Annotated in this window: 13 protein-coding genes; 4 read left to right on the top strand and 9 right to left on the bottom strand. The window is 71.8% G+C overall.

Annotation, left to right across the window (positions count from 1 at the left end; genetic code table 11):
• The first annotated feature begins 28 nt into the window (after positions 1–28).
• The gene (locus AB0C66_RS07715) at positions 29–277 is read left to right on the top strand and encodes an acyl carrier protein (protein WP_014060365.1); all 249 of its coding nucleotides are present in this window, start codon (positions 29–31) and stop codon (positions 275–277) included.
• A gap of 69 nt (positions 278–346) precedes the next feature.
• Positions 347–1,633: a beta-ketoacyl-ACP synthase II gene (fabF, locus tag AB0C66_RS07710; RefSeq protein WP_362434199.1), complete on the top strand. Its 1,287-nt coding sequence runs from the start codon at positions 347–349 to the stop codon at positions 1,631–1,633.
• Positions 1,634–1,707: 74 nt separating this feature from the next.
• Here fabF and AB0C66_RS07705 read toward each other — a convergent pair whose 3' ends face one another.
• Both AB0C66_RS07705 and AB0C66_RS07700 read right to left on the bottom strand, forming a co-directional pair.
• The gene (locus AB0C66_RS07705) at positions 1,708–2,601 is read right to left on the bottom strand and encodes an NAD(P)-dependent oxidoreductase (RefSeq protein ID WP_362434197.1); all 894 of its coding nucleotides are present in this window, start codon (positions 2,599–2,601) and stop codon (positions 1,708–1,710) included.
• A gap of 80 nt (positions 2,602–2,681) precedes the next feature.
• Entirely contained in the window at positions 2,682–3,176 is a 495-nt protein-coding gene (locus AB0C66_RS07700) for a DUF3145 domain-containing protein (protein ID WP_362434194.1), read from the bottom strand.
• 370 nt (positions 3,177–3,546) lie between these two features.
• On the opposite strand from AB0C66_RS07700, the gene AB0C66_RS07695 reads away from it, so the two are divergent.
• On the top strand, positions 3,547–4,440 hold the full coding sequence (locus AB0C66_RS07695) for an SGNH/GDSL hydrolase family protein (protein WP_362434192.1): 894 nt from the start codon (positions 3,547–3,549) through the stop codon (positions 4,438–4,440).
• 102 nt (positions 4,441–4,542) lie between these two features.
• Here the strand turns inward: AB0C66_RS07695 and AB0C66_RS07690 are convergent, their stop codons facing one another.
• From AB0C66_RS07690 to AB0C66_RS07675, 4 genes are all read right to left on the bottom strand, one after another.
• The gene (locus AB0C66_RS07690) at positions 4,543–5,043 is read right to left on the bottom strand and encodes a DUF6299 family protein (RefSeq protein ID WP_362434189.1); all 501 of its coding nucleotides are present in this window, start codon (positions 5,041–5,043) and stop codon (positions 4,543–4,545) included.
• A 159-nt stretch (positions 5,044–5,202) separates the two neighbouring features.
• On the bottom strand, positions 5,203–6,516 hold the full coding sequence (locus AB0C66_RS07685; RefSeq protein WP_362434186.1) for a lipase: 1,314 nt from the start codon (positions 6,514–6,516) through the stop codon (positions 5,203–5,205).
• A gap of 46 nt (positions 6,517–6,562) precedes the next feature.
• Entirely contained in the window at positions 6,563–7,036 is a 474-nt protein-coding gene (locus AB0C66_RS07680; protein ID WP_362434184.1) for a hypothetical protein, read from the bottom strand.
• Positions 7,037–7,176: 140 nt separating this feature from the next.
• A complete protein-coding gene (locus tag AB0C66_RS07675; RefSeq protein ID WP_362434182.1) occupies positions 7,177–7,887 on the bottom strand; it encodes an SDR family oxidoreductase in 711 nt (236 codons plus the stop codon).
• Between the two features lie 172 nt (positions 7,888–8,059).
• Here AB0C66_RS07675 and AB0C66_RS07670 point away from each other — a divergent pair, with 172 nt between their 5' ends.
• Positions 8,060–9,322 (top strand): pyroglutamyl peptidase, encoded by a 1,263-nt coding sequence (locus AB0C66_RS07670; protein ID WP_362434179.1) that lies wholly within the window; start codon positions 8,060–8,062, stop codon positions 9,320–9,322.
• 198 nt (positions 9,323–9,520) lie between these two features.
• On the opposite strand, the gene AB0C66_RS07665 is transcribed toward AB0C66_RS07670, so the two are convergent.
• From AB0C66_RS07665 to AB0C66_RS07655, 3 genes are all read right to left on the bottom strand, one after another.
• Positions 9,521–10,333 (bottom strand): EI24 domain-containing protein, encoded by an 813-nt coding sequence (locus tag AB0C66_RS07665; protein ID WP_362434176.1) that lies wholly within the window; start codon positions 10,331–10,333, stop codon positions 9,521–9,523.
• A gap of 56 nt (positions 10,334–10,389) precedes the next feature.
• On the bottom strand, positions 10,390–11,298 hold the full coding sequence (locus AB0C66_RS07660; RefSeq protein ID WP_362434174.1) for a virginiamycin B lyase: 909 nt from the start codon (positions 11,296–11,298) through the stop codon (positions 10,390–10,392).
• Between the two features lie 269 nt (positions 11,299–11,567).
• Positions 11,568–12,122: an IPT/TIG domain-containing protein gene (locus tag AB0C66_RS07655; protein ID WP_362434171.1), complete on the bottom strand. Its 555-nt coding sequence runs from the start codon at positions 12,120–12,122 to the stop codon at positions 11,568–11,570.
• Positions 12,123–12,343: the final 221 nt, after the last annotated feature.

Genomic DNA, 12,343 nt, shown 5'->3' with positions numbered 1-12,343 from the left:
CGCAACACACCGAAGAAGGAGCGCCGCAATGGCCGCCACCCAGGAAGAGATCCTCGAAGGTCTCGCCGAGATCGTCAACGAGATCGCCGGTATCCCGACCGAGGACGTCCTGCTGGACAAGTCCTTCACCGACGACCTGGACGTCGACTCGCTGTCCATGGTCGAGGTCGTCGTCGCCGCCGAAGAGCGCTTCGACGTCAAGATCCCGGACGACGACGTGAAGAACCTCAAGACCGTCGGCGACGCCGTCGAGTACATCCTCAAGCACCAGGGCTGAGCCCGAGGGCTCGTCGCCACCCAAGCGGCGGCAGGTCCAGCACCCTCTACACGTGGAGTAAGAATTCCTGTGAACTCGACCAATCGCACCGTGGTCGTCACCGGTGTTGGTGCTACGACGCCGCTGGGTGGCGACGCCTCGACGACCTGGGAGGCCCTGCTCGCCGGCCGGTCCGGCGTCAGCCTCCTGGAGCAGGACTGGGCGGCGGAGCTTCCGGTCCGGATCGCCGCGAGCATCGCGGTCGACCCGGCCACCGTCATCCCCCGGCCGCAGGCCCGCAAGCTGGACCGCTCGGCGCAGTTCGCGCTGATCGCGGCCCGTGAGGCATGGGCGGACGCCGGTTTCACCGCCAGGGCGGGCACTGTGACATCGGCCGCCGGCGCGGCGGGCGCCCCGGTCGACCCCGACCGGCTGGGCGCGGTCGTCGCCTCCGGCATCGGCGGGGTCACCACCCTCCTCGACCAGTACGACGTGCTGCGGGAGAAGGGCGTCCGCAAGGTGTCCCCGCACACCGTGCCGATGCTGATGCCCAACGGCCCGGCGGCCAATGTGGGTCTGGAGGTCGGCGCCCGCGCCGGTGTCCACACCCCGGTCAGCGCCTGTGCGTCGGGCGCGGAGGCCATCGGCTACGCCATCGAGATGATCCGCACCGGCCGTGCCGATGTGGTCGTCGCGGGCGGCACCGAGGCGGCCATCCACCCGCTGCCCATCGCCGCGTTCGGCAACATGATGGCGATGTCCAAGAGCAACGACGACCCGCAGGGCGCCTCCCGCCCCTACGACGTCGACCGCAACGGCTTCGTCCTCGGCGAGGGCGCCGGTGTGGTGGTCCTGGAGTCGGCCGAGCACGCCGCGCAGCGCGGTGCGCGGGTCTATGCGGAGGCCATCGGCCAGGGCATCTCCGCCGACGCCCACCACATCACCCAGCCGGAGCCGTCCGGCAACGGCATCGCGCACGCGCTCCAGAACCTGCTGGATTCCAGCGATCTGAAGCCCGCCGAGATCGCGCACATCAACGCGCACGCGACCTCGACCCCGCAGGGCGACGTCGCCGAGATCAAGGCGCTGCGCAAGGTGTTCGGCCAGGACGTGGACCATATGGCGCTGTCCGCCACCAAGTCCATGACGGGCCATCTGCTGGGCGGCGCGGGCGGTGTGGAGACGGTCGCCAGTGTGCTGGCGCTGTACCACCGGATCGCCCCGCCGACGATCAACATCGACAACCTCGATCCGGAGGCGGACGCGGACGTCGTACGCGGCGAGCCGCGGGCGCTTCCGGCGGGCACCATCGCCGCGCTCAACGACTCGTTCGGCTTCGGCGGACACAACGTGGTGCTGGCCTTCCGCACCGTCTGACGTCACTCGGCCCACCTCACGGTGGCCCGCTTCCGGCTCCGGCCGGAGGCGGGCCACCGGTGTCCGCGGGGGCCTCAGCCCCGGTCGTCGTCGAAGCTGGCGAAGTACGAGGCGGCCATGTCCTCGTCGCCGTGACCCTGGGCGATGGCGCGCCGGAACCGCTCGGCCCCCGCGGCGGCCACGTCCATCCGTACCCCGTTGCGCTCCCCCGCCGCCACGATCAGCCGGGCGTCCTTCTCCGCGGTCCTGGTCGCGAAGCTGGGTTCGAGGTCACCGCTGAGCACCTGGCCCGCCTTGACCCGCAGATAGCCGTTGTCCAGCGGCCCGTCGGCGATGGCGTCGAAGAACCCCTGCGGATCCACGCCCAGCCCCTTCGCCAGGGCGAGCGCCTCGGCCGCGCCATGGGTGAGGTTGAGCACCCAGCTGTTGATCACCAGCTTGAGCCGGGTGGCCGCGGCGTCCTCCGCGCTCTCGCCGACCCAGGCCGTACGGCTGCCGATCGCGTCGAAAACCGGCCGGACGACGGCACGGGCCGTGGCCGGGCCCGCGGCGAGCACCAGGAGCTGTCCGCTCTCGGCGGGTTGTCTGGTGCCCAGCACCGGGGAGTCGACGAGGACGAGTTCCCTCTCCCGGGCGAACGCGACGAGGGCCGCCAGCCCGTCCAGCCCCGCGGTGGTGGCCTGCGCCCATACGGTGCCGGGGCGCAAGCCGTCCTGGGCCTGACGCATCGTCTCCAGGGCCGCCTGGCCGTCGTACAGCATGGTGAGCACCACATCGGCGCCGTCCACGGCCTCGGCGGGGGTGTCGGTGACGCGCACCCCGTCGGCGGCGAGCGGTTCGGCCTTGGCGCGGGTGCGGTTCCACGCGCGGGTGTCGAGTCCGGACCGGGCGAGGTTACGGGCCATGCCGGAGCCCATGAGGCCGGTGCCGAGGAGGGCGACGGAGCGTGCCGGAAGTGTTTCGGTCATCACGCCACGCTAGGACGCGGCGGGCACCAGGGGGCCGAGGGAGAGCGGCGCGTCCGGCGGACGGCGGGGCCGCGAGGCGGTCAGACGACCTGGTGGAGCCAGCGGACGGGGGCGCCCTCACCCGCGTAACGGAAGGGCTCGAGCTCGTCGTCCCAGGGCTTGCCGAGCAGTTTGGCGATCTCGCCCGGCAGCTCGCTCTCACCGCGCGCGGAGCGGGCGAGGGCGGCGCGCAGCCGGTCCTCGGGGATCAGGATGTCGCCGTGCATTCCGGTGACGGCGTGGAAGATGCCCAGATCAGGAGTGGAGCTGTAGCGCTCGCCCTCGGCGGTGGCGCAGGGCTCGGCGGTCACCTCGAAGCGCAGCAGATGCCAGCCGCGCAGCGCGGACGCCAGCTTGGAGGCGGTACCGACCTCGCCCTGCCAGGAGAACTCGGCGCGCCAGGTGCCGGGCGCGGCGGGCTGCTTGATCCAGTCGAGCGTGACGCGCACGCCGAGGACGCCCGCGACGGCCCATTCGACATGCGGGCACAGCGCGCGCGGAGCGGAGTGCACATACAGAACTCCACGTGTCGTCACCGGGACCTCCTGTGCGGTTCGAGGTGCGCCTTCCCCAGCGGCCTCATGCCCGTACCGGTCGTGCCCGGGACACCACCCGACATTCTGCCCTAGTGATCACCTCCGCACCAGTCCCGACATTACCTTCAGTGAAATTTATCGTGCAGAATTCTCTAGAAAAGGGACACGATGTGACGCGGCGTAAGATGCCCGTACCGCACAGCGCCCTTCGACACCGGCCGGAAGCCCATCTGTCACAAGAAAAAAGTACCCCGCGGGCCAGTCGGAGGAGTGACGTACCGTCGGACCCGGATAGATATCACTCATCAGCCGGAGGGGGAAAGCCATGCGGGCCAGCGCGACACGCCGGACGGGGTCGACCACCGCGTCCATGACCGGGCGCACCGCCGTACGTCCGACCGCGCGCACCGCGGCGCGCACCGGTGTCGCACTGCTCACCACGGCCGCCGTGCTCAGCGCCTCGGGCTGTTTCGGCAGCTCGGACAGCCCGTCCCGGCAGGGCCCCTCCCGCGGCGGGAAGTCCGCGCACGCCAAGCCGAAGGTCGTCTGGAACACCAGCCCCGATTCCCTCGCCTCGCTGGGCGACTCCATCACCCGTGGCTTCGACGCCTGCTCCGTGCTCTCCGACTGCCCGGAGGTGTCCTGGTCCACCGGCAGCGATGTGAACAGCCTGGCCCAGCGGCTGCGCTCCTCCACCCGCAGCTGGAACTTCGCCAAGACCGGTGCGGTGATGGACGATCTGCCCGGTCAGGTCACGGCGGCGGTGGCCCGTAAACCGCAGCTGGTGACCGTGATGATCGGCGCCAATGACGCCTGCCGCGCCTCGGTGTCGGAGATGACCTCGCCCGAGGAGTTCCGCACCACCTTCACCTCGGCCCTCACCAGGCTGCGGCGCGAACTGCCGAAGACCCAGGTGTACGTGGCGAGCGTGCCCGATCTGAAGCGGCTGTGGTCGGAGGGGCGGAAGAACGTCCTGGGCAAACAGATCTGGAAGCTGGGCATCTGCCCCTCGATGCTCAAGGACTCCGATGCCCTGGACGCGGCCTCGATGGACCGCCGGCACCAGGTGGCGCAGCGGGTGGAGAGCTACAACAAGGTGCTCAAGGACGTCTGCGGCCAGGACCAGCTGTGCCGTTACGACCCGGCCGTGCACAACTACCGTTTCAGCACACGGGAGTTGAGCAAGTGGGACTGGTTCCACCCCAGTAAGGCCGGTCAGCAGCAGCTGGCCGCGATGGCCTACCGCCGGATCTCGGCGCCATAGCCCATCCGTCCGGGCCGACGGGAGCGGGCCGACGGGGGCTCCGGGGAGCCGGACGGCTGAGGCGGGGCGGCCCGGGTGCCCGGCCGCCCCGCCCCGCGCGGATCAGCGCATCCCGTTGACGAGCGTGATCGAGTGCTCGGTGTCGGCCACGGTCCGCGGCATCGGCACGAAGTCACCGCGGTCGCCGTACTTCACCATGCGGGCCTCGGCGTAGGCCGCGCCACCGACGTAGTACGCGCCACCCGTGCCGTTGACGGCCCAGCGGTGCTGCTGGCCGTCACAGATGGCCGGTGCGGAGCCGATGGTGTCGCGTTCGGCGCCCTGCGTCAGCGTGACGAGGATGCTGGCGCGCGGGGAGTCCACCGTGTCGTACACACAGCGGTAGGTGCCGTACACCGTGACGTCGCCGCCCCGGTTGACGTACCCGGTGCGGTCGACGGTCAGGCTGTCGCCCCAGGGCAGGGGCACGGCCGGGCGGGAGAGGGCGTCGGTCCGAGGGGACACGCCGCGGCCCTCGACGGCGCCTGCGGACGTGGCGTGGGCGGCCGGTGCCGAGATGAGCAGAACGGCGATGGCGCCGAGGACGCGATGACAGTTACGCATGGTTCGGATTCCCTCCGAGTGCGGGGAGCGGATTCCTGTAGAGCTACCGGGCGCACACCCCTGGCTGGGGGAACCTCACCCGCCGGGCGGCGTGTCCGGCACCGCCCAAAGGGTGGCCCCACGGCGGCCCGTTGAGCCGTACGGCGGTCGCCGACCCGATCAGTCGATAAAGCGCACATCCGGGTGGCGGGGCGAAGGGCCGTTGAACAACCGCTGGTCACGGCCGCGCAGATGGTGCTCGAAGAACGCGGTGAGATAGGCCCGTCGGCTCGCGGTGAACCGTCGGGCGTCAACCCGGCCGATCATGTTGTTCCGTAGCCCGTCCGGCAGGGTGAACCGTTCGGCGAGACCGGGCAGCACCGTCTGATAGTCCGTGAACGAGTTGTGTTCGGCGGCCTCGGTCCACAGATCACGTTTCCAGCCGGTGGAGTTGCGCCACATGGCCCGCCAGGACGGGGAGTGGCGGTGGGTGTGCGGCTCGCGGGTGTCGGCCGTGGTCAGCCATCCGCCCATCTGGAGAAACGGCCGGTCGAGACCGGTGCGGGCCACCGGCAGCAGCTGTTCGGGGTCGGCCCAGTCGTAGCCGAGCGGCCCGTCGAGATTCACCCCGGCCCGGATCCGGCGGTCCAGCCGCATCGCCTCGGCCGTGGTCATCCCGCCGAGCGAATGCCCGAACATACCGATACGGGAAAGGTCGAGGGCGGCGGCGAGTCCCTGCGGAAGGGCGCGGGATACCCTCCCGGGCGCCCGGCCGTGCCCCAGCGCCACCACCTGGTCGAGGACGAAGCGGATATCGGCGACGCGGACGTCCAGGGCGGCCTTGTTGCGCTTCGCGGGCGGCTCGATGGCGCCGAGACCGGGGGAGGGCTCGACCACCCGGCCACCGGGGAACTCCACGGCGTGCGCCTCGTAGGTGGGGTCAACGGTGATCACCACATAGCCGTGGCTGGCCAGTTCGGTGACGGCCGTCGTGTCCAGGGTGCGTTCGTTGTACATCCCCGGGGAGTAGAGCACCACCGGCCTGCGGGTCCGGCCGGGCGCCAACGGCGCGCCGGTGCGGGCGTGGGTGGTGAACCCGGCCCAGTCGATATCCCCCGGCTCCCGCTTGAGTATCCGCGCCGCGCCCGCCCCGAACACGGCCGCGGCGCGGGGCCGCATATACGGCGCGGCCGGTGCGTGGCCGCCCTGGGCCGCCGGGTACCACACCCCGGCCATCAGCTCACGGAACCGCTCCGCCGCCCCGGTCCAGCGCGGCTCGTGCCGGGTCCGGTCCACGAGGTGCAGTTCGGTGACACCGACGGGGTAGGGGCCGGTGGGCCGGGGCAGTTCGAGCCGCAGGGGCTCGTCCGCCTTCGCACGGCCCTTCCCTCCGGAGGTTTCCTCGGCCCCGGAGGCGAGGGCGACGGAGGTGAGGGTGACGGTGGCGCCGGTGGCGGCGATTCCACCGAGGAGTTGACGTCGTGTCATTCGCATGCCCCGACCCTCGCTGAGGGCCGGGGCATGGGAACACTGCCGAAAGTCAGCCTTGCTCCATGACCTTCTGCTGGTTCTGCGTGGGCATCGTGATGCCCTGCGGCATCGTGGCACCACTCTGCGGCGCGGCCGTGCCCTGCGGCATCGTCGCGCCCTGCGGCATGCTCACGCCCTGCGGCATCGACATGCCCTGCGGCAGGGCCGCGCGGCCCTGCGTGGGCATCCCCGGGCGCGACATGCCCGTGCGGCCCTGCGTGGGCGACGACGAGCCTCTGAACCTGAGGTTGGAGCACTTGGCACCGACGTTGGTGTCGCCGGTCGCACCGGCGACAGCCGCCTCCAGGTCGACCCCGCCGTACTGGGTGCCACAGTCGTTCTTCTGGATCGTCCCGCCCAGGGCGGAGGCGAGCAGGGCCTCGCCCGAGGGCCCCGACTGCGCCTGGGCCACGCCGGCCCCGCCGAAGGCCACTGCGCAGAACGCGGAAGCGCCCAGGGCCACTGCTCGCATGACTCGTCTCATCGGGTCACCTTTCCCGTACTCGTCCACGGATGTCTGCGTGCAGACTTCCGGCTGGCATGGACGGGGGTCGGAACCGACACGGTCCCTTAGACCGATCAGCGGTGCGGGCGCGGTGGTTCGAGCCATTCGGCAGACAGGCCCTACACGGGTTGCCCAACGGGCCTGATGATCACATTGTTGACATCCACGCCGTGGGGCTGCTGAATGGCCCACACGATGGATTCAGCGACCTGATCGCCCGTCAGCGTCCTTCCTTCGAGGGCCCCGTCCAGCCCGTCCCAGAACGCGGTCTCCACCCGGCCCGGCGCGATCAGCGTCACCCCCACCCCGTCCCCGGTCACCGCCCGCCGGGTGTTCTCGGCCAGCCCGGTGACGGCCCACTTGGTGGCCCCGTAGAGGTTTCCCGGCGTATGGATGAACCCCGCCACGCTCCCCACGAGCACGATGCGGCCCTGTGTCTCCTTCAACGCCCCCAGCGCGGCCCGTATCAGCAGCGCGGGCCCGAGGACGTTGGTCAGCACCATCTCCCGCCACCCCTCGGGATCGCCGTCGGCGACGGTGTCATGTGTGGCGAACCCGGCGTTCGCCACGACGGTGTCCAGCCGCCCGAACGCCTCCAGCGTGCCGTCCACGGCGCCCTGGACGTCCGTGTGGTCCCCCGCGTCCCCGGCGAACGTCAGCAACCGCCCGTCGCCGTCCCCCACTTGACCGGCGAACCGCCGCAACCGCTCTTCACCGCGCGCGGTGACGGCCACCCGGTGTCCGGCGTCGAGCAGTCGGCGAGCGGTGGCGGCCCCGATGCCGCTGCTGCCGCCGGTGATGAGGGTGACGGGTGAGGTGTTCTTGTCCATGCTGGCCCCCGTGAGATCTGCGCTGGGCTGTGGTGTGTGGTGAACGACAGCCCATCACCTCGAGCGCTCTCGAAGTCAAGCGTGAACTTCCCCGCGGCCCGCGGCACGGTGGCCCTCCTGCGTCGCGTCGTACAGGCGTCCTAGACTGCGCGGCCGGGAGAAAGGACTCCATATGAGACCCATTCACGCTCGTCTGGCCCTCTTCGGGGCTGCCTTGCTCACCGCGGCGCCCCTGGTGTTCGCCGGGCCGGTGGCGGCCGCGCCCCTGAGTGCGGGACCGACCGTGGAGGAGGGGCGGCTGGGGCTGGAGGCGCCGCGGGAGATTCTGCGGCGCAGCGGGTTCGACACGGTGGCGCCCGAGTTCGCGCGGGCGCTGGCGGGGGCGCGGTCCGTCGCGGAGGCGGAGACCGTGGTGGCGCGCGACGGGCGGCGGTTGTGGCGGCGGGCCGTGGACCGGGTGCAGGGGCACGGTCCCGCCGGTGGCGACCTCAGCAGGGAGGACGACCGGCCGCTGTACTGGGCGCGGTTGGGGATGACGCGGGCGCTGGGCGAGTGGCGGCCCGCGTTCCCGCTGTCCGACGCGCGGCGGGCCGCGCTGCTCACCACCCTTGAGCGCGGTTCGCGCGGTGAGGACTCCATCGATCTGCCCGCGGGCAAGGAGATCAGGCGGATCGTGGTGACCGGTTTCGATCCGTTCCAGCTGGACGCGGATCCGCGCCGGTCCAACCCCTCGGGGGCGGCGGCGCTCGCCCTGGACGGGACCACGGTCCGTACGGAACGGGGTCCGGCGCGGATCGAGACCGCGGTGTTCCCGGTGCGCTGGGCGGACTTCGCGGCCGGCACGGTCGAGCGGACACTGCTGCCGTCGTTCCGGTCCGGGCCGCGCAGGGCCGATGTGTTCATGACCGTGAGCCAGGGCCGGGACGGGCGGTTCGACGTGGAGCGCACCAACGGCGCCTGGCGGGGCGGCTATCCCGACAACGCCAAGGTGTCGGAGACGGGGACCGTGCCCATCCCCGCCGGTGTGCCGACCCCCGAGCCGCAGCCGCAGTGGACGACCACCACGCTGCCGTACGGGCGGATCGTGGCGGCGGACACCGGGCCGTTCCCGGTGTACGACCACACCGAGGTCACCGAGATCCCGGCGGGCGGCGGCGGTCCGGTGGTGCGTCCGGACGGGCCGACGCCCGGTTCCACGGCGCGCGAGGGAGGTGGCGGGGACTACCTGTCCAACGAGATCGCCTACCGCGCGACGCTGCTGCGGGACGCGGTCGGGCTGAAGGCGCCCGGTGGCCATCTGCACACACCCGTACTGCGGTTCGGCCCCGGGAACACCGACCCGACGACCGGCGACGTGACCGATCCGGAATTCGTCCGCGAGCGCGTGGCCATCACGGACCAGGTGCGCTCCGTACTGACCGTGGCGGCCGGTTAGGCCGGCGGACGCGGTGGCGGTGGCGGGTCGACCGCCACCTCCGATGCCGGCTACCGCTGGGAGGTACCCCCGGCCGCGTTGTCGGACTCGCCCGTACGAGGACGATCCTCCGCCTTGCGATCCGACCCCGGCGGCCGCTGGGAGGTGGCCCCGCACCAGACAGCGCGGGCTGATCCTCAACGAACCACCGGACAGGGTCTAGGCCGGCGGACGCGGTGGCGGGTCACCCGCCACCATGTCCGCCGGGTGGGCCGGGTTGTCGTCGGCCGGTTCGGCCTCGCCGGTCAGATCGCGTACCAGCAGGGTGGCCCCCGCGACCGCGCCCGGCATCAGGATCACCGCCACCAGCGGCAGCAGGAAGAACAGGGCGAGCGGTACACCGAATCCGAGGGAGAGCAGCCGGCGGCCGCGCAGCATCCGCCGCCGCTCCTTCAGCAGCACACCGCGGCGCAGCAGCGCGATCGAGGTCAGCTCCTCGACGAGGAAGAAACCGGTCACACAGAACGCGAGCGCGGGGACCACGGTCTGGCCGATCACCGGGACGAAGCCGAGTGCGAAGAAGAGCACGCTCCACAGCGTCACGCGGATCACCAGGGCGATGGCCTCGCGCAGCCCGATCCACAGCTCACGCCAGAGCGGCAGTCCTGACTCGGGGGCGTGGCCGTCCTCGGAGCGGTCCACCGCCTCGGACAGCGACTCGTAGAAGGGCTGGCCGACCAGCAACGTGACCGCGGTGAAGGTGAGGATGGCCAGGAAGAGACAGGCGGCGGCGAAGACGAGCGCGAGGGTCCCGCGGAAGACACCGAGCCATGGCGAGGACCAGTCGTCGGCGAACGGGGTGGCCCACGCGATGACGTCGTCGGTCCAGAAGAAGAGCGCCACGAGCGCCGCCGCGTAGCCGACGAGGGTGATGAGGGCGGGCAGCATCCCTATCCCCCACCATCGCCCGTGCCGGGCCACCCAGCGCTGCCCCTTCACCAGATAGCCGAAGCCGGTCGCAAGATCACGCATGGGCGAAGCCTACTCGGCGGGTGTGGCGCGAAAACGCCCCCCGGGGGTCGGCCCCGCTACGGCGTCAGCCGCGCCACGCTCCCCGACTCCAGCGCCGCCCACACCACACCGTCCGCGGTCACCGCGATGCCGTGCGGCTCCGAGGAGGGCGTGGGCAGCGGGTGTTCGCGGATCTCCCCGGTGGCGTCGATATGGCCGATACGCCCCGTGCCCCATGCGGTGAACCAGCAGCCTCCGGCCGGGTCCGGGGCGATGGCGTGCGGTTTGGCGGTGCGGTCCGGCAGCGGGAACTCCTGGAGGTGACCGTCCGGTGTGATCCGCCCGACCTGGCCCGCGAGGATTTCCACGAACCACACCGCGCCGTCGCCACCGAGCGCCATCCCGACCGGTCCGGCGCCCGGGGTGGGCAGTTCGTACAGGGTGGTGTCACCGTCGAGGGCGAGACGGCCGAGGGCGTTGCCCTGGTTGAGGGTGAACCACAGCGCCCCGTCCGCGCCCGCCACGACGGCCGACGGGAAGCCACCCGCCACCGGCAGTGGGAAGACGGTGACCTCTCCCCCGGTGGTGATCCGCGCGAGGGCGTCGCGGTTCATCAGGGTGCACCACAGAGCGCCGTCGGGGCCCGCCGTGATGCCGTACGGGGCGCTGTCCGGGGTGGGCAGGGGAAACGAGGTGATCCCGCCGTCCAGGCCGACGCGGCCGATCCGGCCGTCGCGGGAGCGGGTGAACCACAGCGCACCGTCCGGGCCGGGGGTGATGACCATCGGGCCGCACTCCCCCGAGTCCAGCGGCCAGACGGTGGCCTCGCCCGCCGCCTCGCCCGTGACGGACAGCCGGGCGATCTCCCCGGAGTGCACCAGGGTGAGCCACAGGGCGCCGTCGGGACCCGCCGTGATGCCGTACGGCCCGGCCCCCGGGCGGCCGACGGCGAACTCCCGGATCGCCCATCGGTCGTGGTCCGGCATGGGGTACCTCCTGTGAACGGACGAGGGGCGCAGCGGTGCACACCTTCGTCCAACGGCCCGGTGCGCGCAATCTCTTTTCGCGACCGCACACCGGGGCCGCCACGTCCGGGGAGACGACAGTCACGGCACCAACGGCACGGAGCCGGAACGGCGGCGGGCGACGCCGAGTCGGCCGTTCCCCGCCCGGACGTACCGGACGGGGAACGGTGAGCCGGTGCGATCGGCCCGGTCCTCCGCGGAGTTCTCCGCCTACGGGCCCCTCAGACGTATCAGACGTAGAGGTAGCCGCCCGGCACGGTGGCACTCCCGCCGGGGGTCGTGACCACGACGGTGGCGGGGCCCGCGGTGCCCGCCGGGGTGACGCCGGTCAGCACGGCGCCGCTCGCGACCACCGTGACACCGGTCGCCGCGGTGCCGTTGAAGGTGACCGAGGCACCGGTGAGGTTGGCGCCGACGATGGTGAACGGGGTGCCGCCCGCCGCCGGGCCGCTGACCGGGGTGATGAGGAGGGCGACCGGGGGCGGCGGGGCCACGTAGGTGTAGGCGGCCGGGGTGCTCGCGCCCGACGGGTTGGTGGCGATGACCGGCACCGCACCCGCCGCGTGGGCGGGGGCGGTGGCGACGAGCACGGTCCCACTGGGATCCTGCGCGACGATGGTGGCCGAGGTGCCGCCGAAGGTCACCGAGGTGACGGTGTTCAGGTTCGTTCCGATGAGCACGACGGGGTTGCCACCGCCGATCGGCCCGGAGCTCGGGACGACGAGGAGGATCGTCGGCACGCCGACCGCGAGCGCGACGTCCTGGTTGGACACGGGTGAGGACATGAGGTGTCTCCTCATTGAGTTACGGGAGTGGACACCGCGGTCCCTCGGGGAGGCCCTCACAGTCAGCAGGGCGGCGACACTGCCTGACCGGTCCGCACGCTTCGAGCGCAGAAATCCGCAGGCCGCTCCCCGGGAGGGATGGGCGGCCCACCGTTTGGTTGTTTTCAGTACCTCATTCGTGTGTGTACGCCACAAGGGAGTTGACGCCGGTTCACCCGGAA

The sequence above is a fragment of the Streptomyces sp. NPDC048636 genome (genome assembly GCF_040650655.1).
Lineage (GTDB): Bacteria > Actinomycetota > Actinomycetes > Streptomycetales > Streptomycetaceae > Streptomyces.
This window is presented reverse-complemented; position numbering and strand designations above follow the sequence as displayed.